The 24,912-nt window shown below is 39.7% G+C and carries 23 protein-coding genes; 10 read left to right on the top strand and 13 right to left on the bottom strand.

Annotated elements, in window-relative coordinates; all coding sequences use genetic code 11:
* Positions 1–73: 73 nt before the first annotated feature.
* From BM380_RS05125 to BM380_RS18235, 4 genes are all read left to right on the top strand, one after another.
* Complete coding sequence (locus BM380_RS05125; protein WP_058155855.1) at positions 74–367, top strand: hypothetical protein; 294 nt, start codon at positions 74–76, stop codon at positions 365–367.
* Positions 368–656: 289 nt separating this feature from the next.
* Positions 657–1,115 carry a hypothetical protein gene (locus BM380_RS18400; RefSeq protein ID WP_010389244.1) on the top strand — a complete coding sequence of 153 codons (459 nt, stop codon included), beginning with the start codon at positions 657–659 and terminating at the stop codon, positions 1,113–1,115.
* Positions 1,116–1,239: 124 nt separating this feature from the next.
* Complete coding sequence (locus tag BM380_RS05115; RefSeq protein ID WP_175527447.1) at positions 1,240–1,605, top strand: energy transducer TonB; 366 nt, start codon at positions 1,240–1,242, stop codon at positions 1,603–1,605.
* Positions 1,605–1,853 (top strand): hypothetical protein, encoded by a 249-nt coding sequence (locus BM380_RS18235; protein ID WP_139232424.1) that lies wholly within the window; start codon positions 1,605–1,607, stop codon positions 1,851–1,853. The genes BM380_RS05115 and BM380_RS18235 overlap by 1 nt, the downstream gene beginning before the upstream one ends.
* A 140-nt stretch (positions 1,854–1,993) precedes the next feature.
* Here BM380_RS18235 and BM380_RS05110 read toward each other — a convergent pair whose 3' ends face one another.
* The gene (locus tag BM380_RS05110) at positions 1,994–3,583 is read right to left on the bottom strand and encodes a tetratricopeptide repeat-containing sulfotransferase family protein (protein WP_090493317.1); all 1,590 of its coding nucleotides are present in this window, start codon (positions 3,581–3,583) and stop codon (positions 1,994–1,996) included.
* Between the two features lie 397 nt (positions 3,584–3,980).
* Positions 3,981–6,398, bottom strand: a complete 2,418-nt coding sequence (locus BM380_RS05105) for a TonB-dependent receptor (RefSeq protein WP_090493315.1) — start codon at positions 6,396–6,398, stop codon at positions 3,981–3,983.
* A gap of 374 nt (positions 6,399–6,772) precedes the next feature.
* Between BM380_RS05105 and BM380_RS05100 the strand changes: the two genes are divergently transcribed.
* Positions 6,773–7,867, top strand: coding sequence for an NADH:flavin oxidoreductase/NADH oxidase (locus BM380_RS05100; RefSeq protein ID WP_090493313.1), 1,095 nt, complete (start codon positions 6,773–6,775; stop codon positions 7,865–7,867).
* Between the two features lie 76 nt (positions 7,868–7,943).
* Here BM380_RS05100 and BM380_RS05095 read toward each other — a convergent pair whose 3' ends face one another.
* From BM380_RS05095 to BM380_RS05085, 3 genes are all read right to left on the bottom strand, one after another.
* Positions 7,944–8,810: an EamA family transporter gene (locus tag BM380_RS05095; protein ID WP_058155863.1), complete on the bottom strand. Its 867-nt coding sequence runs from the start codon at positions 8,808–8,810 to the stop codon at positions 7,944–7,946.
* Between the two features lie 193 nt (positions 8,811–9,003).
* Positions 9,004–10,005, bottom strand: a complete 1,002-nt coding sequence (locus tag BM380_RS05090; RefSeq protein WP_028834171.1) for a Gfo/Idh/MocA family protein — start codon at positions 10,003–10,005, stop codon at positions 9,004–9,006.
* A 37-nt stretch (positions 10,006–10,042) separates the two neighbouring features.
* The gene (locus tag BM380_RS05085) at positions 10,043–11,044 is read right to left on the bottom strand and encodes an AraC family transcriptional regulator (protein ID WP_090493311.1); all 1,002 of its coding nucleotides are present in this window, start codon (positions 11,042–11,044) and stop codon (positions 10,043–10,045) included.
* 89 nt (positions 11,045–11,133) lie between these two features.
* Between BM380_RS05085 and BM380_RS05080 the strand changes: the two genes are divergently transcribed.
* On the top strand, positions 11,134–12,744 hold the full coding sequence (locus BM380_RS05080) for a GMC family oxidoreductase (RefSeq protein WP_090493581.1): 1,611 nt from the start codon (positions 11,134–11,136) through the stop codon (positions 12,742–12,744).
* On the opposite strand, the gene BM380_RS05075 is transcribed toward BM380_RS05080, so the two are convergent.
* The 3 genes from BM380_RS05075 to BM380_RS05065 form a co-directional block, all read right to left on the bottom strand.
* The gene (locus BM380_RS05075) at positions 12,741–13,550 is read right to left on the bottom strand and encodes a class I SAM-dependent methyltransferase (protein ID WP_090493309.1); all 810 of its coding nucleotides are present in this window, start codon (positions 13,548–13,550) and stop codon (positions 12,741–12,743) included. The genes BM380_RS05080 and BM380_RS05075 overlap by 4 nt on opposite strands.
* A gap of 6 nt (positions 13,551–13,556) precedes the next feature.
* The gene (locus BM380_RS05070; protein ID WP_016899605.1) at positions 13,557–13,955 is read right to left on the bottom strand and encodes a hypothetical protein; all 399 of its coding nucleotides are present in this window, start codon (positions 13,953–13,955) and stop codon (positions 13,557–13,559) included.
* 67 nt (positions 13,956–14,022) lie between these two features.
* Positions 14,023–14,442, bottom strand: coding sequence for a DUF3429 domain-containing protein (locus BM380_RS05065; protein WP_016899606.1), 420 nt, complete (start codon positions 14,440–14,442; stop codon positions 14,023–14,025).
* A gap of 297 nt (positions 14,443–14,739) precedes the next feature.
* Here BM380_RS05065 and ahpC point away from each other — a divergent pair, with 297 nt between their 5' ends.
* A complete protein-coding gene (gene ahpC, locus BM380_RS05060) occupies positions 14,740–15,309 on the top strand; it encodes an alkyl hydroperoxide reductase subunit C (RefSeq protein WP_008115650.1) in 570 nt (189 codons plus the stop codon).
* Positions 15,310–15,475: 166 nt separating this feature from the next.
* Complete coding sequence (gene ahpF / locus BM380_RS05055; protein ID WP_090493307.1) at positions 15,476–17,053, top strand: alkyl hydroperoxide reductase subunit F; 1,578 nt, start codon at positions 15,476–15,478, stop codon at positions 17,051–17,053.
* 95 nt (positions 17,054–17,148) lie between these two features.
* On the opposite strand, the gene BM380_RS05050 is transcribed toward ahpF, so the two are convergent.
* From BM380_RS05050 to BM380_RS05035, 4 genes are all read right to left on the bottom strand, one after another.
* Positions 17,149–17,340, bottom strand: a complete 192-nt coding sequence (locus BM380_RS05050) for a DUF3185 family protein (RefSeq protein WP_013463077.1) — start codon at positions 17,338–17,340, stop codon at positions 17,149–17,151.
* Positions 17,341–17,388: 48 nt separating this feature from the next.
* Positions 17,389–19,413: a hybrid sensor histidine kinase/response regulator gene (locus tag BM380_RS05045; RefSeq protein WP_090493579.1), complete on the bottom strand. Its 2,025-nt coding sequence runs from the start codon at positions 19,411–19,413 to the stop codon at positions 17,389–17,391.
* Between the two features lie 206 nt (positions 19,414–19,619).
* Positions 19,620–20,477: a patatin-like phospholipase family protein gene (locus BM380_RS05040; RefSeq protein ID WP_090493305.1), complete on the bottom strand. Its 858-nt coding sequence runs from the start codon at positions 20,475–20,477 to the stop codon at positions 19,620–19,622.
* Positions 20,478–20,536: 59 nt separating this feature from the next.
* Positions 20,537–21,511 carry a GlxA family transcriptional regulator gene (locus tag BM380_RS05035; RefSeq protein WP_064663554.1) on the bottom strand — a complete coding sequence of 325 codons (975 nt, stop codon included), beginning with the start codon at positions 21,509–21,511 and terminating at the stop codon, positions 20,537–20,539.
* Positions 21,512–21,662: 151 nt separating this feature from the next.
* On the opposite strand from BM380_RS05035, the gene BM380_RS05030 reads away from it, so the two are divergent.
* Positions 21,663–22,250 (top strand): cysteine hydrolase family protein, encoded by a 588-nt coding sequence (locus BM380_RS05030; protein WP_090493303.1) that lies wholly within the window; start codon positions 21,663–21,665, stop codon positions 22,248–22,250.
* Positions 22,251–22,370: 120 nt separating this feature from the next.
* On the opposite strand, the gene BM380_RS05025 is transcribed toward BM380_RS05030, so the two are convergent.
* Positions 22,371–23,795, bottom strand: coding sequence for a sensor domain-containing diguanylate cyclase (locus BM380_RS05025; protein WP_090493301.1), 1,425 nt, complete (start codon positions 23,793–23,795; stop codon positions 22,371–22,373).
* Positions 23,796–24,018: 223 nt separating this feature from the next.
* Here BM380_RS05025 and BM380_RS05020 point away from each other — a divergent pair, with 223 nt between their 5' ends.
* Positions 24,019–24,912: a cation diffusion facilitator family transporter gene (locus BM380_RS05020; RefSeq protein WP_013463085.1), complete on the top strand. Its 894-nt coding sequence runs from the start codon at positions 24,019–24,021 to the stop codon at positions 24,910–24,912.

Here is a 24,912-nt window from a genome sequence, read left to right as displayed (position 1 = left end):
TATGCGGAGGCTCCGGTATTGTTTTACTCACACCTTAACAGGGCGTTATTTTTTTAATCGAATGGATTTACATATGAAGAAATGGGTGCTCAAGAAAAGAATTTTTATGATAGGTTTTTTACCGTTCATGGGGGTATTCGTCGCACTTCTTTTAAATTTTATTGCAGACCCTGCTTATACAACGGCACTAAATCAAAGTGCAATTCGAGCATATTTTATGGGGTCTGCCATGTGGTCGGTAATTGCGCTTTTTTCAGGGATATATATGTATTCAAAATGTAGTTCTATGAATCATCTAAAGTTTATCCTTGGAGTATCGTCGGTCAGTTTAGGTATTACTATGCCTTGGATAATAGGTATGTCGTAGTAACTAAAACATAAAAAGTGACTACGGTGCTCAATGTCCTCTCATAGCACACAGGCATACTTCGGCAAAGAGCGATGAACGATCATTCAGGTGAGTCGTTTTTAACTTAGTAAGAATAAAAAGAAACCCTCCCTTTTTACATAGCGAAATAACCTACAGTAAGCATAATATTTATAGCTGGTAATAACTTACACTATTTGTTATTAATATAAGTTAATAGAATGAGGGCATTTTCACGCTGGAATTTGGAAAGTGTTAACTGATAAAGCGGTTATATGTACAAGGAGTTATGGTGAAGAAATTCTTCAAATATCTAGGTTTTGGAATTTTAAGTGTTGTTATATTTTTCATTGGTATTGGAGTTGTTGCATCCATAAATACTGTTGATAAAGAGGCCGTCTTTGAGCCTTTTATTGTAAAGGCAATCCCCAAGTTAACAACGTGGGAAGTGACTCCTTTTAAAGAGCTAATGTCTGAGCAAGGTTACACTAGTGCAACTTCAGAGCAATGGGAGTTGTACGTAAAAAAGGTTGCTAAATTAGGTGTATTTCAATCAGTCGGTAAAGCAGAGTTGCAAAATTGGAAAACGTTATCTCCAGTTGGTAGCTCAAGTGTGACATATGCTGTTTATCAGGTACCTGTAACCTTTGATACAGGATTAGCTCATATTCAATTAGGTTTGCAGTCATCTGACGGTAAAGTTGAAATAAATAGTATAAAGTTTTTATCTGATTTGTTAATGCAATAGTACATATAACAAGGCCATAAATTATCGGATACATAATGGTTGGTCTTGTTTCGTGTTGCTGCACACCTTAGTAAACTTAAACACTAGTTGTTCATTTTACTGAGTATATTTTTAGGAGTAGTCTTTGAAGTACATAACTATATTTTTAGTCCTTTTACTGGTTGGTTGTAATAGTACTAATGAAGCGGCAAATTCAAGTACTGTATATACCAATGCACAAACAGATTCACCTGCTAAATGGGTTGTGAAGATTGAACCAAAATATCCTGCAGATGCGGCTAAAAATAGCGTAGAGGGCTACTTAAAATTCAAAGCAATAGTGAATGAAATTGGTGCGTTAGAAAGAGCTAAAGTAATTGAATCTGCCCCAAAAGGTGTATTTGAAAAGGAAGGTTTACGGGCTTTAAAACTATGGCTATTTAAGCCTGCGTTATTAAATGGTAGGCTGGTTAAGGTTGAGTACGCTGGTACTCTTGAGTGGAGGTTATAATGTCTCTAGATATGAGCATATCATGGAGATCTAAGCAACCTAAACAAAAACGATGTGATAGGTGTGAACTGTATTATTCTGAATTCTTGGATAAATGTACGCATTGTTCTGATTTAAACGAAGCACAATTACTTATGCTTAAGGCTAAACATCAAGAATCTCTTAAACACAATGCAACGCTTGGTAAATACTTATTTATAGCTGCTGCAGTAATTGGTGTATTACTTTTTGTTAGTTTTTTATGGTAGCAGCGTTGGGTTTTTCCTTAAGTGGAAGAGGGTTAGTTAACAGAGAAAAAACCTCAAATACATTCAGCCTAAAAACTTATATCCATCCGGTAACTTTAAAGTTTATCAAACTGAACTATCCGACCACATAACAGTTGTTGTTATTTAATTAAACCTAAAACTCCTTGATTAACTAAATGAGTCTGCGCTTCGTCGGTATAGGGTTTAAACTTTTTCCAGCGGCCTATGGCCTTGTTGTTAAGCGGTTGGCGTACTTGCATTTTACTGGCGGTTGATACCGGTGCAGTGTTTAAGTGAAAATCAAGGCACTGTGGTTGCCAGTCTAAGTCACAATAGCTCACTAACTCTTTTATCTTTTGCTCTGGTGCGGCGATGAGCTCTTCGTATTTTACTAGTTTAATATTGCTGTGTAGGGCGCTGAAGTGCTGTATTAGTTTATAAAAGCGGCTGTAAAATTTAGCTGTGTCGAGTAAGTCTAACGAGTAAGCATAATACGGGTTGTTAATGGTAAATAGCTGACGATAGTTACCAATACAGGTGTCCATGGGATCGCGAAGTAGGCAAATGATTTTAGCATTAGGCAGTGCTTTGGTAATTAAATCGATATAAAAAAAGTTAAACGGTAATTTATCAATAAAGTGTTTATGGCTACCGGTAACTACACGGGTCGCCTCAAGGTAAGTGCTACCAAGTTTTGCAAAATCAAGCTGGTAAGCTTGGCTTAAGGTGTCTGTATCGAGTACTTGAGGCGTGGGTGTTTGGCTAAGCTTTTTTACACTTAGGCCAAAATCTTGCAGCTCGCCAGCCGATTGTACGTCGCTGTGGCTTGATAAAATTCGCTCAACTAATGTGGTGCCAGAGCGCGGCATACCTAACACAAAAATTGGCTCACAGCTTTGGTTGCCAGCTGTTTGTTGGTTTTTATATTTAACACTGAGCTGTTTAATGTGTGCGAATAGTGCCTCAGACGCTTGATTATCAAACGCCTTATTAGCGTGTTTTGCTTTTTTACCTTGTTGTAACGCGGCAAAGGCTGCTGAAAATTCTCCTAGGTCTTGATATTCTTTTGCGAGCGCATGACCTATATGCAGTTTAGCGTCAGGATGATTGACCTGTTCAAATACGTTTTTTAATCGCGCTATGTGGTTGTTTTGCTCAGTGACTTTAGTTAAATCAGCTAAAGCAAAATGACTTTGATGATGAAGCGGATTCAGTGCAATGGCATTTTCAAACGCGTGCTGCGCCTTTTCAAACTGGCCTAAAAATTTAGCACATACCCCATAGTTATAATAAAACTGCGGCTGACCAGTATTACTCGCTTCAGCCAAACTTAACGCGCATTTAAAATAGTCAGCAGCATGCTGATGTAAACCCGCTTGGGTAAGCGCCACGCCTAATGTATCAGCATCAAGTGCTTTGCTAATATGTTCAGGCTTAACGCCGAGGGCGGTGCTTTTCGCTTTTTGTAAATCGCCGGTAAGGGCGTAACACTTGGCAAGTTGCGCTGTATATTCAATAGACTTAGTAAAGCTTAATGCTTTTTCAATTAGCTTTATCGCTTTATAAATTTGACCAACCTGTAAATTAACCATGGCGAGTAAAAAGTAGCTATCAGCAAAGTCTGGTTTTTGTGTTACCAGCTCAACCAGTGCTTTATGCGCTTGCTGAATGTTGCCTTGGTTTAGATTTTTTATAGCGCTTTGGTGTAGTTTCTTTAAGTTTGGCTGCATGAATACTCTTATAAATAATGTACTTACAAATAAAAAGGCTCAAAATTAATTTGAGCCTCTTGATTGTACTTAAACTTATCGTTGGGCCTGTTGACCTTTCAAGGTTGAATTTGCAGCAGTCTGTTTGGTATTAAGGCAAGGCAGAGCCTATGTAGTGTGGTTATTCCCCATAAATAGGTGATAACGCAGCATCAATGCCAAACAGGCGCTGCCCTTAAGGGTTCTGCCTAGGGGCAATTTACTCTTTGTTGCCTACATGGATGTAGGTAAGGGGCGTGAGCAGGACGCGGAAGCTTTGCTCGGTTTTTACTTAGCCCACTAGGTTACAAACCTTGCGCCTCGATTAAATCGCCCCTAGTTTGAACAAATTTAATCCATAAAGAACAGCAGGCTCTAATTATATTTCAAACTTATAGTTAAATTTAATGCCAACAGTAAGCGGGCGATTAATAAAGTAACCATAGTTACGTTGTATGTCTGCGCCATTGGCTGTTGTAATATCCGCATCTGAACGACGAACAGAAGTAACCGCATATTTATTAAATAGGTTATCTACATATAAAGTAGTCGACCACGCATCGGCGGTTAATTTAGCTGAAATATTACTTAAGCTATAACCTGGGAGTGCTTCACCGTTGTCACGTAGGCCTACTTTTGAAATTACATCACTTTGTGCAGTTAAACCGTAGTTAATATCTAAGGTTTTGTTGTTAAACACTTCTGTTTGGTAGTTAATCCCCATAGAAAACTGATGCTCTGGCGAGCCTGGTAAACGGTCGCCATCTTTAGGGCTATCCTCATTACCATCGGCATTAAATAGATATGCCGCGTCAGAGGTTAATTCTGCTTTTGTATACGCATAAGTTGCATAGGCAGTAAATGAGTCTGATAAAATTGCACGCGTGGCAATTTCAATTCCTTTCGCATTAGCACTATCTACGTTTGTTAGGTACGGTAATTGACCTACGACGGTAGCTGCTGCAATTTGTGCGTTATCCCAATCAACATTAAATAGCGCGGCATTAAAGTGTAGTTGGCTTCTAAACCATGTACTTTTAAAGCCTAGTTCGTAGTTGGTTGTTGTGTCGGATTCAAAAAGTCTCTCATCAGGGTTACCACAGCCTGTTTGTTGGTTTTCTGGAAGTGGATCAGGACAAGCTGCTAGAAGATTTGAACCACCAATTCTAAAGCCTTCACTGATTGTTGCATATCCCATTACAGAGTCGCTAAATTGGTACTTAGCATTAAATTTGAGAAGAGTACCGTTATCGCCTGCTTTATCGTATTCATAATTAATGCTAATCGCATCAGGTTCTGCGCCACCAAATAAAGTATTTGCAAGCGGGAAGTCATATGCTGCTTTTGCTTTTACATCGTATTCGTAAAAACGCGCGCCAATGGTAATGTCGAGTTTATCGGTTACTTGGTAACCCACTTCACCAAAAAGTGCAGATTCAGTGACTTTGCTACCAGTAATTTCTAAATACTCTAAAGAGTCTGGTCTAAGTTGTGCGCCACCAAAATTATCAACTGCGAACTGATCAAAGCCTGGCGTAAACTCTCTGCTTGATGCATCAGTATCGGTTTTGTTGTAAAAACCACCAACAATCCAGCTTAGGTCGCTATCGCTTTGTGAGACCAAACGTAGTTCTTGAGTGAAGGTATCGACTTCGTCTAATTCACGGGTAAATGCCGAAAACGAAGGAAACTCCTCGTAGCCATAGTCTAAACGAATTAAAAGGTCAGTTTGGTCGCGTTGACCATCGGCTTCAAAGTGTGAAATACCGGTAGCTGATACTAGCTCGGCAAAACCTAAGTCGGCTTTAAGTTCAAGGCTCAGTAATTGGTCTTCTTTTTCCCGTGGCTCTTCATAACGGTACGCTGACTCGTATTTGCCAATGCGATCACTTAAGCCATTGTTAGCATTAAGGCTGTTGTGATGAACAATAGAACGACCCTCAGTATCTTGCTTTTGATAGAAGTAGTTTAATGTACCTTCGAATGACTCATTTGCTTTGTAACGCAATGAAATACGCCCAGTTGTGGTTGTTTCACCGTTGGCGTCTTTTACATTTTTAAGATTGCTGTTGACTGCATCAAGGTTTGTCCAATCAGGGTCGGTAATCGAAACACCTGGTTCACGAACGGTGTAGGCGTAGTCAATAAACCCTGGGTCTTCATAAATATTTAAGCTGGTACGAACAGCAAGTTTGTCTTCAATTAATGGTAAATTGAAGATAAAGCCCGCTTCACCACCGACCGAATCACTTTCTTGAGTTTGAAAAACATCACCAAATACTTCACCTGAGGTGAAATCAAGCTCTGGTTCTTTAAGCATATAGCGAATAGCGCCGCCTAATGTACCAGCTCCATATAATGTGCCTTGTGGCCCAATAAGCACTTCCACACGCTCTACATCAACTAAACGCATATCAACTGAGACAGGAATTTCATTAATATAAGTGGCAACAGTGCCACCATCTGATGAAGGCCCTGATGAATTAGTATTTAAACCACGGACTATAATAGGTGAACCAGCACGGCCACCTTGATCTGTAATTGTTAAGCCCGGTACCCAACGTGCTACATCGGCCAGCTCACTGATGTTTTGATCTTTCATTACATCAGCATCGAGCGCGGTAATGTTAAGAGGCGCAGCTTGAATTGAGCCACTACGTCGAGTTGCTGTAACCTCAATAACTTCAAGCGATTTATTTTTTTCAATTACTTGCTCTTGTGCCACTGCATTACTGCTAAATAATACACTGCTCAGTGCGCTTGATACAGCCAAGGTTAACAGGCTTGGTTTAAACATAAAAAGTGATCCTAGTTCAATAAAATGTGTTTATAAATGAGCGCTAATAGTAGCAGGGAGTTTTAGTGATGGAAATAAAAATATGAATTTTAATTCACTTTTTTAGAATAAAAATATAAAAGTGAGTTTGAGTGTTTCGCGCTGTATATTAAATAAACAAAGGCGTTGCTTTAAAATCAACCAAAATAATAATTGTGCCTAATATAGATAAAAACTGGATAATGAATAGTTTAAAACGTCATTACTTATATTTTTATAAACACTATAAAAATGAATATTCCCCCCCATAACCTTTATAAATACATGTTTAATTATTGATAACACCAACAGCACAGTTTGGCTGTGGCTGTGAGTCAGTTATATGAGGATTTATAATGTCAAAGCTGTTTTCACCATTGTCACTTGGTAAATTAAGCCTAGAGAATAGAATTATTATTGCACCCATGTGCCAGTACTCGGCCAACAATGGGGCTGCAAGTGACTGGCATACCATTCATTTAGGGCAATTGAGTTTAAGTGGAGCGGGTTTACTTATTTTAGAAGCGACGGCCGTTAATCCCGAAGGGCGAATTAGTTACGCCGATTTAGGATTATGGGATGATACTACCCAAGCTGCATTAGCAAAAAGTTTAACGGCCGTAAGACAATACAGCCCAATGCCTATTGGTATTCAATTAGCCCATGCAGGTCGAAAAGCGTCAACCGATAAACCATGGGATGGCGGTGGGGTACTTATGCCCGATCACCTCAATGGTTGGCAAACGGTTGCGCCATCAGCCATTGCCTATGATGAAAACAGCCCCACTCCCAAAGCGATGAACCAAGATCATATAGATTCGCTCATAAGTGACTTTGTTAATGCGGCAAAGCGCGCTGACGAGTTAGGCCTTGATTTAATAGAAATACATGGCGCGCACGGTTATTTGCTACACCAGTTCTTATCGCCGCTGGCAAACAAACGTGATGATCAATACGGTGGTAGCCTAGAAAATAGAATGCGATTATTACTCGACGTATTTAAAGCTGTAAGAACGGCATTTCCAAGCAATAAAGCGGTGGGTGTACGTATTTCAGCAACCGATTGGGTAGATGGTGGTTGGGATTTACCGCAATCAATTGAACTGGCAAAAGCGCTTGACGCGTTAGGGTGTGACTTTATTCATGTAAGCACTGCGGGTTTAAGCCCTGAGCAAAATATACCTGTTGCTAAGAATTTTCAGGTGCCGTTTGCAACCGCCATTAAACAGGTTGTGAATATGCCTGTGATAGCAGTGGGTTTAATTACCGAGGCGCAGCAAGCTGAAAGTATTCTCAGTGATGAACGTGCTGATGGTGTCGCTTTAGCGCGGGGTATTTTATATAACCCACATTGGCCTTGGCATGCTGCGGCCGAGTTGGGCGCGCAAGTGCAGGCACCAAAGCAATATTTGCGCTCAAGCCCACATGGCAAGCCATCCCCTATAAAATAGTGAATGACTTAACTACAAAACCCAAGCAAATAGCGTGGGTTTTGTGTGTCTCGGTAGCTTAATATTTAATTAAATATTAAGCAGCGGGCTGCTTTTTACTGTTTGACGTTGAGCTGCCAACCGAGGCAATAATAACTAATAAAATAGCAAGCCACTGCCAAATGCTAAGTAGTTCACCTAAAATAACTAAGCCAGCGAGTGCTGCAATAGCGGGTTCAAGGCTCATCATAATGCTAAACCCTTGCGGCGACATATTCCGCAATGTGATCATTTCTAAAGTGTAAGGTAGGGCACTTGAAAGTACCGCAATGGCAATACCTAACGGAATAATATCCCAAGTAAATGCGGCACTTTGTGATATGCCACCATAAGGTACAAGCACAATAGCTGAAATGGTCATGCCCATCGCTACCGTTGCGCCACCAGAGCTTTGGCTGCCGGTTTTTTTACCAAATAAAATATAACCTGCCCAACACGCACCCGCTGCTAGAGCTAAAATCACGCCAATTGGATCTAAACTTTCTTGGCCTTTCATATCGGGTAACAGTAATAATATTCCGGTAATTGCGCAAGCAACCCAAAATAAATCACGCTTTCGTCTTGATGAAAATAACGCAACGGCAAGGGGCCCGGTAAATTCAAGCGCAACACCAATACCCAGTGGAATACGTTCAATGGCGTAATAAAATAGAATGTTCATGCCGCCTAGGCTCAAACCATAAATTAAGATGGGTAAACGCTGGCTTGCAACCGGAAAGTGTCTCCAAGGTTTAAAAATCAAACAAAGAATAGCGGCAGAAAAACCTAAACGTAAGGCTGTTGTACCCTCAGGGCCAACAATAGGGAAAAGCTGCTTAGCCAGTGAAGCCCCAGACTGAATAGTGATCATTGCAAGCAATATGCATAAAATAGCCAGTAATAGCTCTTTGGTTGATTTTTGCATGGTCGTCCTTAAATATTGCCATTTAATTGCGGCGCATATTACCTGCTTTTACCTACGCAGGTAAATGTAAATTAACGTTTTACATGGAGTCCCCAGTGATGAGAGGCTATCACTGGGCTGAATGAAAAATAAGCGTTACTCTTTTTTAAGATTGAGGTGGCGGGTAATGGGGGCTGACTGATTGAGTAAAAATTTATAGTTTAGCTTTACTATCTGCAGGGTATATAACGCCTAATTGTGCGCGGGCGGTATCGAGTACCGTCATCACATCGCGTGAAAGCTGGTGGTTGTTAATATGTGACTCTAATGCATTTTGCTCAATCATTTCAATAAAGTGCGCCACTTCATACTTCATAAAATGCTCATCAAAATCTGCACTTATTGTTTCTTTTTGGCCATTATTAGCGATGAATTCCACTTTTTTAAGTTGCGATACAGCTTCAATACGAATACGGCCTAACTCACCTTGTATTTCGGTGATGTTCTCGCCTTGCGATATTTTTGAATAACTAATTACCGCTTGTTTATCTGCATAATTTAAAAGTACATCGCCGGCACCATCAACACCGGTTTCTAGTAATACGCCACTGGCGTGCACACTGTTTGGTGCGCCCCACAGTGCTATAAGTAAATAAAGTGGGTAAATACCCAAGTCTACTAATGCGCCATTTGCAAATTCAGGTAAAAAGGTATTAGGGCGCTCGCCGTTTTTGAGCTTATCGTAACGAGACGAGTATTGGCTAAATTGGCCAATAAATTTACGCGGTGTACCGATTCTTTTTAATGCGTTTTTTAAAACAGCAAAGTTAGGTAAATGCGTTGTCATCATCGCTTCCATGTACAAACGTTGATGTTTTTGAGCAGCCGTTAAAATAGCAGTAAGCTCATGACTATTTGCTGCTGAGGGTTTTTCGCCAAGTACGTGTTTGCCCGCAGCTAAACATTGCACAGCATAGTCTTTATGCAGGCTATTTGGTGCGGCAATATATACTGCCTCTACAAGCTCGTCTTGGCAAACAGCGTCAATGGAGGTAAATATTTTTGCTTGAGAATGAGTGGGGTGATTAGCTAAAAATCGCTCAGCGCTACTTTCTGCCCGAGAACACACACCGTATAAATTAAAATTACTCAGAGTACTTGCCGCATCAAGTAGGGTGTCGCTAATAAAATTGGTACCTACAATCACAAAATTCATGTTTAGCCTTTTTATGTATTTTACACAGCTTTGCAGTTTAACAATATTTTGCTCTAAATGCGCGGGCAGAGCAGTTAAACCAGCGTTTTACACTGGCACTTAATGTGGCTTGTTCTTGATAACCTAACAGCTCGGATATTTGTGAAATAGAAAATTGGTTTTGCATTAAATAGTGTTCACATAATGCGCGGCGAGTGGCATCTTTTAGTTTTACAAAGCTGGTGTTATGTTTTTTAAGTTCACGATGCAAGGTGCGAGGATGTAGATTAAGTGCCGTTGCTATCGTTTGGTTTGAGCATTGAAAAAGGGGCAGCATAGGTCGAATAAGCGCACTTACTTGCGAAGGTAACGACTGAGTATGCGCATTATTAGCGGCTAAAAAGTTTAATGCGGCTTGTACTTTGTGTTGATCAGAAACATTAAGTGGCAATAATAAATCGTTTTTGGCGATTAAAATACCGGCGCTATTTCTGTGTTCAATAACGTTACAGCCAAAGTGCTGATGGTAAGCCCGTATATTTGCATCAATCTTTTGCGGTAAAAATACCTTAATGGGTTTACATTGATTTTGGCTCACTTTTTTTAAGGTAGCGAGCGCCAGTGCAATTGTTAATTCAATAACTTGATTTATAACAGGTAAAGGCTTGAGTTTTATTTCGAATGATAAAAATATATTTTGGTCATCTTCAAGTGTATGCGTGGTTAAATTAAGTGCGGGTGTATGTAAGTGCAGGTATTTAATTACCCATGTAAGCGCTTCACCTAAATCAGTTCCACTTTTAGCGGCGATAGCGATATGCCCTAAAATATCAAAACTTTGTTTGCTAGCGAGTTTAAGACCAAAACTTGGGCAGTTTAAGCTATGAGCGCAGTATTCTAAAAGTTCGGCATAATGGCGATAAGTTAAGCTTTGGGTTTCAAGGGAGTTTAACGTTACCTCAATGGCGCAATGGCGCATGATGCTTGCTGTATCACCACCTAGTTCGGTAATTAATGTATCAATTCCCTGTAAAGAAGTGGCTTTAATTAGGCTGCTCATAACAATTGCATTAGTGAAAAGGTGTCTAAAAATATCAAGTTTTTAGTAGATAATCCATGCAAAGTAGTTTTTTTAATGGGAGATATTTTATGCATACCACCTCATTTGATTACATTGTGATTGGCGCAGGCAGTGCCGGCTGTGTTGTTGCCTCGCGATTATCTGAAAATAAAAATGTGAGTGTGTGTTTAATTGAAGCCGGCGGCCGTGACCAAAGTGCCATGGTGCAAATGCCTGCGGGAGTTGCAGCTAGTGTGCCTTATGGCATTAATAGCTGGCATTACAACACGGTGCCACAAAAAGAGCTTAATAACCGCTGTGGATTTATGCCCAGAGGTAAAGTGCTTGGTGGTTCAAGTTCAATCAATGCCATGGTGTACATTAGGGGGAATAAAAAAGACTACGACAACTGGGCCGCTATGGGAAATACCGGCTGGGATTATACCAGTTTGCTGCCTTATTTTATCAAAGCTGAAAACAACAAAACCTTTATCAACAGCCCATATCATGGTGTAAATGGCCCCTTACATGTGCAAGAGCTAAGTTTACCAAGCCCAGTTAATCAGCTGTTCTTAAAAGCATGCCAAGAGCAAGGCGTGGCCCTTAATGACGATATTAATGCGCAGCAACAGCTAGGTGCGCGGTTATCGCAGGTCACTCAACATAAAGGGGAGCGTTGCAGTGCGGCAAAAGCGTACTTAACACCTAATTTAGCTCGTAAAAACTTAACCGTGCTCACTGATGCGCAGGTGCATAAAATTAATTTTTGCGGGAAATCTGCAACTGGTGTAACAGTTGCAGTTAATAATAAAAGCTATGTGCTAAATGCCCATAAAGAAGTTATTTTAAGTACCGGTGCGATTAACTCTCCCCAACTTTTAATGTTATCGGGAGTGGGGCCTACAGATCATTTAAAGCAGCATAACATTGAGCTTGTAACGCCATTAGAAGGTGTAGGCAGTAATTTGCACGATCACTTAACCGTTGTGCCATTATACAAAGCAAAATATTCGCAAGGCACATTTGGAATAAGTGCCAGTGGTGCGTTTAATATTGCAAAAGGATGCGTTGATTGGTTTGCCAAACGCGAAGGAAAGCTAACCAGTAACTTTGCCGAATCGCATGCGTTTATAAACTTATTTACAGATTCTATTGTGCCCGATGTGCAACTTGAATTTGTTATTGGGCTGGTGGACGATCACAGCCGTAAACTGCATTATGGCCATGGATACAGTATTCATAGCAGCATAATGCACCCTAAAAGCCGCGGCACTATTCGTTTAGCGGATGCCAACCCTTCAAGTGCGCCACTCATTGATCCTAATTATTTAAGCCACCCCGATGATTTACAGGTTATGCTACTTGGACTTAAAAAAACATTGAGCATAATGCAAAGCAAAGCGTTTGATACTATTCGTGCAGATATGGTATATCCGCTTGATATTAATGATGATGCGCAGCTTATTGAGTTTATTAGGCAAACAGCCGATACAGAATACCACCCCGTAGGAACCTGCAAAATGGGCCAAGACGATATGGCTGTGGTTGATAGCGAATTACGTGTTCACGGTGTGCAAAATTTACGGGTGGTAGACGCCTCTATTATGCCCAGTATTATTACCGGAAATACCAATGCTGGGGTAATAGCAATTGCAGAAAAAGCAGCTGACTTAATAAAGCAAGCTGCACTTTGTGACTAACTTGACTTATTAAACGCTGTTAACCATTGCTGCCAGTCTTGCTCTAGTTTGAGCATTTGCTGGTGCTTTTTAGCGGAAAAATGTTTGTTTTTATCTTCATCCGCTAAAAACGGCCCCACACGACAAAGCGGGCAATAATCATCAGTTAGATAATTAGGGGTTGTTAACATATTACTTAGTTCGGGTAGTGTATTTTCACTAAATACATAAGTAATACCGCTGGTGTCTTTGACGTGTTTGTCACGGTCGACATTGCGAATTTTATAGCCATCAAAGCGACTGATATCGAATGGCATTTGTCCTTGGTATGCCGCGTTTAAATGGGTATTTAAACTCCCCTCAATATTCCACTCACGATACGGTTTAACATCTTTTGAGGTTATATAGCATAACCCAGGGCCTTGTGGGTTCAAGGCAAACTCATTGGCATATTTTATAAATTGATGCAGTAACGCACGGTTAAGCACGTTCATGCTGTTATTACGTGTATTTTTCTCAAATGCGTCGCGACCAATAAACGCAGGAATAAGTGGAAATTGAAAAATCACTACATCAAAGCTGTTTAGGTGCTCGGCTAGTTGTTGCCAACATTGTGTGTTGGTGACATCAAATTCATTAAGCACATCAATTTTATGTGCTTTAAGTGAGGCAAGCGCGTTATCGGGGTATTTTTCTGTAAGAGTTGCAGCTGCATCATAGGTTGAGGCAACTAACTTTTGCGGTTTAATGTGGTTGTAAAGCGCGTTTGAAAACGATAAGTCGCCATCACCTACCGTGAGTATGTTCCAATTTGGGTTTAAATACATATTAAATTATATGTTTTTATTAGTAACAGGCGATGTGCCAGGATGCGGTGTATTAATCAGCTGTTGATGCAACCTATACATAGCTAAACGCGTTTTTAACCCTTCAATGGCAACTTGTTTAAGAATTAAGTTAAAGGTAATCAAAATAGCAAACACAATATGAATAGGGCCATGAGTAAAACCGGCTTGAGGGTCGTAAATGGCTAAGCCAAATAAAACAAACAACACCACCATAAATATTTCAATGAGCTGATTTGAATAAAAAGAAAGACGCCCCTCACTTTTATGATCTTTTTTTATGCTAATAGCGCAAAAAAACGGGATAACTTTAATTTTAAAAGCCGCGTTTTTTTCTACAAAATTCTCACCAAGGTCAGTAAGCTGTTGGCGTAATTGGTCTATCATGGTGTGTCCTCTCAATACAGTGCGCGGATGTTACCCTATTACAGACCAATGGTTAAGCCATGGCGTGTTATTTAGGGTAAATACTCATACCAATAATTAAGATATGACACACAAATACCACTGATGTGAGCACAAAACGCATTTTTTGATAATCTTTATGATAACCCTGCCACTGTATTGTGGCCTTTTCAAAAATCAGTACTAACCAAAAACTCGCGCCTAACCAAGCAAGCATCCACTCAATCGGTAAGAATGATAAAAACGGAATAGGAATGACCGGTAGCACTGCTTTAATCGCATCAGCAAAGCTTTGTTGGCCTGCATGCCATAAATTACCCGCCATAAACGCTAAAATAGCAATGCTGTAAAAACTAAAAAACTCTAAATTTACACTGTTACTGCCAACCATGAGTGGCCAGCCCACACAGCCTAAAAATGGCAATAAGCCCAAATAGCCAAGTTGAATGTGATTGACGAATTTTTCCATAAATGAAATGCCTTTGAAGGTTGTGTAATGTAAACCACGTTATTGTAGCAAGGATGTGCAGTGTAATCTTATTAAAATCTATATAGCGCAACTGACTATGAGTGGTAGTTGAGTTGTAACTGCTTTAACGCTTAAAAGTAAGCAGTAGATCACTCCTTGGGTTTGCAATCTTAAAAATCGATTGTTTTAATCTAAACAATCAATTTTATTTAATTTCTCAATGGCCTTATTGTATTAATCAAGCCAACGCACAAGGCGTTAACTTTTTAAATACACTAAACATAAATGAGGAATACTATGAGCACTTCATTGATTAACACAAAATTACAACCTTTCAATGCAACAGCTTACCACAATGGTGACTTTGTAGAACTCACTGAAAAAGACGTATTAGGTAAGTGGTCTATCTTTTTCTTTTACCCTGCAGATTTCACATTTGTATGCCCAACTGAATTAGGTGACCTTGCAGATCATTACGCACAGTTACAAGAAATGGGCGTTGAAGTTTATTCAGTATCAACTGATACACACTTTACGCACAAAGCATGGCATGACACGTCAGACACCATCGGTAAAATTACTTACCCAATGATTGGCGACCCAACAGGACGCATTACACGTAACTTTGGTGTAATGATTGAAGATGATGGTTTAGCACTTCGCGGTACATTTGTAATGAACCCTGAAGGCGAAATTAAAGTTGTTGAAACACATGATTTAGGCATTGGTCGTAGTGCTAAAGAGTTAGTTCGTAAAGTACAAGCAGCGCAATACATTGCAACACATGATGGCGAAGTTTGTCCTGCATCTTGGCAGCCAGGTGAAGACACATTAGCACCTTCACTAGACCTAGTTGGTAAGATTTAAACCTTACCACTAACCAAAAATTTAGAGTAGAACATGACTCTAAACCCAGTGAGCCTGTATAGGTTCACTGGGCACTTTCCCACGCCATCACACGTTTCTAAAATTTCGCACATGCACTGATGGCATGGGAACCTTGCTGTTTTAATTTTCCTTAAGGGGCTAAGCCATGTTAGATAACAACATAAAGAACCAACTAAAAAGCCATTTTGAATCGCTGACTCAGCCTGTTGAGCTGCTTATCGCCTTGGACGACAGCAAAAAATCAACAGAAGTAGAAAGTCTTGCAAACGATTTAGCGTCACTAAGCGATAAGTTTAGTGTAATAAATAATCCCGATACTAGCGCCCGCAGGCCTTCTATGGTGGTGCATTCACCAGAAAAAAACACCCATATTACCTTTGCAGGTGTACCTATGGGACACGAATTTACTAGTTTAGTGTTAGCGCTATTACATACGGGTGGTCACCCTAGTAAAGCAAGTAAAGATGACATTGAACAAATACAAACACTTGAACAAACACTTAATTTTGAAGTGTATATTAGCTTGAGTTGCCAAACCTGCCCGCAAGTTGTGCAGGCACTTAATACTATGGCAGCAACAAATAGTAATATTAAAGCCACCATGATTGATGGGGCATTATTTCAAGATGAAGTTGAGCAAAGAAACATACTGGCTGTACCCGCTGTTTATTTAAATGGTGAACCTTTTAGCCAAGGGGCCATGAGCCTCACTGATATTTTAAATAAAGTGGATAGCAAAGGTGCACAGCGCCAAGCAGCATCACTCAATGAAAAGTCGGTGTTTGATGTACTTGTCGTTGGTGGTGGGCCAGCTGGTGCTTCGGCAGCCATTTATTCAGCACGTAAAGGGCTCAATACAGGGGTTGTAGCAGAGCGATTTGGCGGTCAAGTTGCTGATACATTAGCGATTGAAAACTTTATTTCAATAAAAGCAACGCAAGGGCCAAAAATGGTGGCTCAGTTGGAAGAACACGTTAAAGAATACGATGTTGATGTTATGCACAACCAACGCGCGGCAAACCTGCAAAAAGGCAGTAATGGGTATGATATTACGCTAGAAAATGGCGCTGTATTAAAGGCAAAATCACTCGTACTAGCAACCGGTGCACGCTGGCGCGAAATGAATGTACCCGGTGAGCAACAATATAAAGGCCATGGCGTTGCATACTGCCCGCACTGTGATGGGCCTTTATTTAAAGGTAAACCGGTCGCGGTTATTGGTGGTGGTAATTCAGGTATTGAGGCGGCAATTGATTTAGCCAATATAGTTGAACACGTTACTGTACTTGAATTTGCTGATACGTTACGCGCCGATGAGGTACTCATTCGTAAAGCTAATAGCTTAAAAAACATTACTATTATTAAAAACGCCCAAACCACGGAAGTACTAGGTGATGGCAAAAAAGTAACGGGGTTAAGCTATACCGACCGCCTTAGCGGCGAGAGTAAACAGTTGAACTTAGCCGGTATATTTGTACAAATTGGTTTAATACCTAATACCGAATGGTTGAAAGACAGCGACCTTGAACTGAGCCAATTTGGTGAAATACTCATTGATGCCAAAGGCGCAACATCGTTACAAGGCATTTATGCTGCTGGTGATGCAACCACTACGCCATTTAAGCAAATTATTATTGCGATGGGGGCGGGCGCAACAGCAAGCCTAGCTGCGTTTGACTATTTAATTCGTCAAACGCCCGATGCAGAGCAAAGCGCTGCTTAATAGTGTTTTAGCTTAAAGTCTCTTGATATAACAGCTCTCACCCATAGCTGTTTGTTCACCCAAGCCGCCCTCTCCAAAGGCGGCTTTTTTGAGTGCTATTTAAGTCGGGTAATACCCACTAAAATACAAACTGCGCCACCAATAAAGCCAAGCCAGGCTTCCATAGGTGTTTCGCCGTTTAATGCGCGGGTAACCTGAGAGGCTGCTGAGTCATAAACGTCATAGCCCCATATTGCCAGTGCGATACCAATAACAATAAGTACAATACCAATAATTTTATTTGTCATAATGATCCTTTGTTTTCTAGTGCAAGTTAATCTGAGCGACACTCGTTATTATAATGTGGCTACGCTCAGCCTTTTTAATGTATTTGTAATTGCTTCTTCTATTGCTGGAAGCTTAAATGGTTTGGCTATAAACATATCCATGCCTGCTTGTTTACAGCTTAGTTTATCTTGGGAAGAAGCATTAGCCGTCAGAGCAACGATAAATGTGCTTTTGGGGCTACATATGTTATTAGATCTTAATTGTTTGGTAGCTTCAAAACCATCAAGTATTGGCATAATACAATCCATAAAAATAAGATCGTAATGCTTTTGTTTGCACTTTAAAATTGCGTCTTGGCCGTCTATGGCAAAGTCTGATTTTATATTAAACTTATCCAGCGCAGCTTCTAACACAAGGCGGTTTATTTCGTTATCATCAACCACCAGTACTGATAATTTGGCACCATGATTATTAATCGATTTAAGACTCGGTGTCTGTATTTGTTGTTTGCCAAGTTCAATCGGGATAGTTAAGGTAAAACACGTACCCACATTAACCTCACTCGTTACTTCAATTTTGCCATTCATAAAACCAACGAGTTCTTTAACAATTGCTAAACCTAATCCGGTGCCGCCTTTATTGTTGTTAGCATCAACCTCTTGGGTAAAAGGCTTAAATAATGAGTTTAAATACGCTTTACTCATGCCGCGACCCGTGTCGGTTATTTTAATGGTAAGTAAAGGGTGTTTTGTGTCTAATGCTAATTGCGAATAGAGAGAAACAGATCCATGCTCTGTAAATTTTAACGCGTTACTTAGTAAATTAGAGACAATTTGGCTTAATCGAGAGGTGTCGCAGTATACCCAAACATCATTAGGAATGAGATTAGTGGCTAGCAGTTCAATGTGTTTATTACTAAACAATACCGAATATAAAGAAACCAAATCGGTAAATACCGTTTTAAGTAGAGAGTGGTGAGGCTCCAGTTTTAACTCACCATGATTTATTTTTGAAAAATCGAGTACTTCATTAATAATACTTAATAAAATGTCAGCACTTCGAAGGGCGACTTTAATTTTTTCTGCCCGCTTGTCATAATCGTGTTCATCAATGAGAGTCGCTAACATTCCCGTAATACCATTAAGCGGGGTTCTAAGCTCATGACTAATTTTGGCAAACAGCATACTTCGGTCTTGGAGGAGTTGTTCTGCAAGTGCTTTTTTTTGTTTTAACTCTTCGCGTAACTTAACGGCTTCAGTTATATCTTGAAAAGTACCAAATAATCGCACACATTTGCCGTTGTTAAACTCGGCCTCTCCAAAAGTCGACACCCAAATATTTTGCTGCTTTGCGGTAACTATTTCCAGCTCTAAATGCCATTTTTCACCCTTAGATACCGCATTTTCTACCGCTTTATTAATGCTATCTCGACTTTTACCCGCTTTATAAAATTCAATGGCTGTTTCCATGTTTGGAGTATAGCCTTCTTCGGCTTGATGAATACGTCGAGTTTGCTGGCTCCAAAAAATGCTATTGTCTATTAGGTCGACTTCCCATGTGCCTATATTTGCAACGCTTTCAAGTTTCAATAAGGTGTCACTATTTTTAGTGAGATTAACTTTATCCTGATTGCGCGCAAATTCTGAGCCCAACCACTGAGCCAATAATTCAATATAATCATAAGCTTCATCGCTAAAAGGGGCGCATTCTTGAGCTGATGAAAAGTTAACAGTTCCAAATACGTCTGTACCTATTCGTATAGGCGCACCAATATACGCCTCCAATTGGAAATTAATATAGCAAGGATGATTTGCAATACTACTTTGCGACGCATTATGAAATGCCAGTGCAGAGTTGGCCAACAAAGTATGTGTACAATAGGTGCCGTTTAACTCAAACTCAGTACCAATAGCAAGAGAATTGTCAGGGGTAATAGCATGTAAAACAGTGTAAGAATTATTTTTTACGCGGCTGATAATAGCCAAATCGAGCTGAAAAACATCGAGCCCAAAAGCAAGTAAGTCTGCAATTTTTTGATCAAAGCTAAGCTGCTGATCTGAGACTATATTATGAAAGCATCGAAGAAAATTCACAAAAACCCTTAATTTATTTGGTGTGTACACAAAAACTAATGCAAAAAACATGCCTAAATTTAATCTGTTTTTTTGCAATAGGACGACGAACACATCGTTCTTTATTACATTACCCCGTTGGTTTAAAAATTAATAGCTGGAGTAAGCTGTAAATTCAAAGGTTATATCACTGTATACTTCTTATAGGTTGATTTTATAGCTTATGTTCATTTCTCACGCAACCTAGGGCTACCTAGGTAAGTTTTAGCTTCACTTATGCCCATTTGATAGCCTGAATTGAGTATAGCTAGATTTTTAGTGGTGCGGCCGACTTTAAACCCTGTTGGTGGTGCAATAATATTTATTTTGCAATCTGACGGAGCATTGTGCAAAAAATCAATACTGTCATTATAATTTTTAGAACGCTGTATGGCGGCCTCTGCAAGCGCAGGGCTCTGTTTATAGAGTTGTTTAGTTAACCACGGTACTTTGTTGTCTTTTTTACGATAGCCTAAAGGTTGGGAAAGGATAACTGTTATTTCTGATGCACCCATTTCATAGGCTTTTTTTACCGGAATAGAATCGGCAACGCCACCATCGGTCATTGCGATCCCGTTTATTGTTGGGTAATCCCGATAAGCGATTGGGATGGCGCAAGAGGCTTTTAATTGCTCAACCATTTCATTGCCCGTTGCTTGCAAATAGTGAGCTTTACCTGAATCTATTGCTGTTGCAACAATATAAAAATCGTAACGAGATTGCGAGAATTCGTCGGTATTCAAGGGGATTTCACGAACTGTTTCTTGCCACAGCCAATCTAAATCAAATAGATGGCCGCCTTTGATAAAACGTGCGAGATTAATAAATTCTGGCCTGCAGGAGTAATCGGTGATCACTTTGTAGTTGCGTGTTGGCTGCTTACATAAATAGGCTGCCACATTTGTAGCACCAGCTGATACTCCAAAATACCGATTAAAGGGTTGATATCCTTGCTCTAAAAACTCATCAAGCACACCTGCAGCAAAAATACCGCGCATTGCACCACCTTCAACGACTAACGTATGATTATTGTTCGTCATGCTCATTTCCATCCTTTGATAATACCTCATGCTAACAAGTGATGTGCGTATGTGCGAGTAACTTTTTATTGCGGCTCGCTACTTTTAAATTGCTTTCTGTAAGCGGAAGGTGAAATAGAGAAAGCGGCTAAAAACTGCTGTCGAAAGTTAACACTCGATGAAAACCCAGATTGATTAGCAATTCTATCTATATTGTGGTTACTTGTTTCTAATAGCTGCTGCGCGATGGTTAGACGTTGACTCAGCAGCCATTGTGTAAATGTAGTGCCCATTGCTTTTTTAAAAAGTCGAGAAAAATTACGGCGACTCATACTTGCTTTACTGGCGAGTTCATCGATTGTTAAAGGTTTAGTTAAATTTTTTAGTGCCCAAGTGATAGCCGGCTCTAAACGGTTACTATCGATGTGTCGAGGAATGGGTTTTTCTATGTACTGTACTTGTCCTCCACTGCGGTGAGGCGCCACAACCATGCGTCTGGCCACGCTGTTGGCAATATCTGCGCCGTGATCACGACGTAATAAATGTAGGCAACAATCAATTGCGGCAGCGGCGCCTGCTGAGGTAAAAACATTTCCTTCATCAATGTACAGTACATCGTTATCAAAGTTTACTTTTGGGTATTTTTTTGCGAAGTCGTTAGCCCATACCCAGTGGGTTGATGCTGTTTTGCCATCCAATATACCTGCTTCAGCAAGCACAAAAGCGCCTAAACATAAACCTACCATTCTTGCTCCACGAGCATGTGCACGGCGAAGTGCATTAAGTAAAGCTGTTGAGGCGGGTATATCAGGATCGCACCACGCGGGTACGATGACAGTATCAGCAGTTTCAAGTATTGACAGGTCTTGTTTTATTTCTATGGGAAAGCCAGAAAGTGTTGGCACCAGACCTACCGTTTCTGTACATACTGTGACTTTATATGGACGAGCGCCCACGCGGTCTAAGTCTTCACCAAAAATACTACACGGAATAGATAGGTGAAATAAACTGATATTGTTATAAGCAACAATCGCAACGGTATGTTCATAGAGTAATGTCATTTTGGCCTAATATCATCGACTACTGTCCTTTAGGACACTATTTGCAACCGACCATAAAGTATAAGCTGTCACGGTGCAAACGCAGCAACACGGCTGTCACAGCCGTGATAGCTTATAAACTTAAATTTTACTCGGTATTAAAGGATAAATTATGACGACGACACTTCGTGAACTTAATGGGCTTGACTCAACACCCGCTTCACTTACAAACGCCACACTTATATTTGTTGATTATCAAAATACTTATACACAAGGTGTTATGGAGTTAGAAGGGTGGCAAGATGCTCTTAATAATGCGGCAATTTTACTGGCTGATGCACGTGCTGCTGGTTCTAAAATTATTCATATTATGCATGATGGTGGTGAAGGCTCGCCTTACGATATTAATGCCGAAATAGGCCAAATACACTCAAGTGTCGCGCCAATTGCGGATGAAAAAGTTATCGTTAAAACAGCTCCCGATAGTTTTGTAGGAACAGACTTAGGCGAAGAAGTAGATGTAATTGGTAATAATAAATTGATCATTGTTGGGTTTATGACCCACATGTGTGTGACATTTACAGCGCAAGGTGCATTTTTAAGAGGTAACCACGCAACGGTAGTCGCTGACGCGTGCGCTACAAGACCATTACAAACTTCAGTGAGTGATGTGTTGGCATCTGATCTACATAAAAGTGCCTTAGCAACCATTAATGACTTATATGGCGTGGTTATCCCAAGTGCTGATGACTTAAGCTAAGAAAGTGTTTTTAATTTATAAATTTAAATGGGCAATTTATTGTTCATTTAAATAGCACAAAGTGGTTATTAATATAATGATATGACTTTCATTGTGAAAAGAGTAATTTATGATTGTTTATTATTCAAAAATACATATTTGATTTCTGCCAGCTTTCTTTGCTTTATATAAAGCGATGTCAGCGCTTTTTATTAGGGTTTCTGTGTGTGTATCTGCATTTGGATAACTACAAAAGCAACCAAAGCTAAGTGTTATGTAAGGGGCAATAGGAGAGAACTCATGCGTAATATTAAGTGCTTTTATTTTTTGCTCAATTAACAAAGCAAATTTATGGCATTGCTCTATATTCGTAGCAGGTAAAATGATTGCGAATTCTTCACCGCCATAGCGAGCTGCTATGTCACCCTCACGCTTACATAAACTTTTTAAAGCACGAGCAACGTGTTTTAACGTTTCATCGCCTTTGTGGTGGCCATAATTGTCGTTATAGCGCTTAAAAAAGTCGATATCACACATAATTAAACTAATTGGTTGGTGTTGTCTTGCAGAGCGTTTAATTTCGCTCTTTAGGGAAGTATCAAAAAATCGGCGGTTGGCAATGTCAGTAAGTGCATCGGTGTTTGCTAACTTATTTAATTTTGTATTAGCGTTAATTAATTGTTTTTGGGCTAACTGCAGCTTTTTTTTATAGTTTATGTTTTTGAGTGCGTTATTAATAATTTCGCCTACGAGCTTGATCCTTATTAAATCTATTTTGCTCCATTGGCGTTTTGTATTAACACAGTCACAGCCAATAAAACCAACAAGCTCCTTGTCAAAGCGCAGGCCAACACATAAAACAGACTGAATACTCTGCGCTTCAAACTCTGCTTTTTCTGAATTCGCTTCTGGCGGTAACTGAGCAACATCATTAACTTTAAATAGGTGTGTTAAGTTCATTACATCAAAAAAGTAGGGTAGCTCGGCTTTAGGGACGTTTTGCAACCTGTCTTTGTAGGCAGTTATGCCGGTGTTCACCCATTCATGCGTATTGGTTAAAGTTTCACTATCGGTATTAAATTCAAATAAGTAGCTTCTATCTGCTTTACAAACGGTGCCTATGGCTTTGAGTGCAAAGTTAATTTGTTGATCAATGTTGTCATTTTGAATATCAATTAGTTTGGTGGATATTTTTGAAATAATATGGTCAAAATTATATTGCTCTGCGTGACTATGGTCTTGCTCTAAAGTGATCATAGAAACAGAGTCATCAATAATTGAGTGGTTCACATTTAAAAGCTGAGGCGTGAATTCACACTCTAATAAAACAGCTGTTATAGTAGATGTGAATAATTGCTCAACGGTAACAACCGTATCATCATTAAAGTCGCGAAGCGTAATATTGTTAAAAACATCGCTGCTAAGCGCGTCATCACTATTTATGTTAAGTAACGTTTTGGCATGTTGGTTTAAGATGTAATTATGTGTTTTATTGTCATAAACAATCACCGCTAAATTAATTAGATTAAAAACCTGCCAAATTGTATTGTTTGAGTCATGGCTCACGGGTTTCTCCGCATTAAAATATGATAACTGACCATATTTATGAATTAATTATTATTTTTGTATCTGCTTAGTTATTTTTAGTACAGTTTTTTGTGTTTTACTAAGTTTTTAGTGCGTTTATTTGGCCTACGTATTACAATTGTGACTGTATATCATTACGTATTTCCCAATTTGCTTTATTTCATAAGCTTACTTTATTTTTAGTGAAGGTCTATTATATTTCATGACAGAAATAACCACACATCACGCTTCTCGTCGCCGTTTGTTAATTGCACTTGCAATTACCTGCTCATTTATGGTGATTCAATTAGTGGGTGCGTATTACGCAAACTCACTTGCAGTACTTGCTGATGCAGGGCATTTGTTTGTTCATAATAGCTCTTTGTTCATTGCTCTCATTGCGTCTAGCTTTGCTATTCATTTAGCTAAAACCTATAACGATGGCCATCAAAAAGCAGAGCTAATAGGGGGGTTGATCAACGGCGTTTTATACCTAGCCATTAGTTCACTTATTTTATATGAGGGCACTGAGCGCTTTATGCATCATAAAGGGGGACATGAGCTGGTTATTAATAGTTACTTGATGTCGGTAATTGCTGCTATTGGTTTTTTATTTCATGGCGCAGCGGCATGGGTGCTTTATAAAGGCCGTAAGGCGAGCATTAATGTGTATGCCGTGTTTTTACACTCGTTTTTTGATTTAATATCAACGGTTTCTACTTTTGCTGCTGGTGTACTTATATACATAACAGGCTGGAATGTAATTGATATTTTATCGAGCATGTTAATTGCGTCTTTTGTCTTGTTTACCGGTATTAAGGTCATTATTAGCTGTCTCAAGGGGTTGCGTTCAAATAAAGCTAAGTTACCTAAAGTGGCCGATATTGAAACAGAAATAACCACCATGGAACATGTTGCAAATGTGCACAATGTCACTGTTGTTCGTAAAAACAAAAAGGTTATTGTTGGTGCTCATGTTGTGCTAAAACAACACTGTACTATAGAAAAACATGATGAAGAGTGCCGCTTAAAGGTAATTAAACTGCTTGCAGATAAATTTAATGTGCGCAACAGCGTATTACAAATAGAAAGCTACGAATGCAAGCACATACACTAA

It is taken from the genome of Pseudoalteromonas sp. DSM 26666, assembly GCF_900116475.1.
GTDB classification, from domain to species: domain Bacteria; phylum Pseudomonadota; class Gammaproteobacteria; order Enterobacterales; family Alteromonadaceae; genus Pseudoalteromonas; species Pseudoalteromonas tetraodonis.
This window is presented reverse-complemented; position numbering and strand designations above follow the sequence as displayed.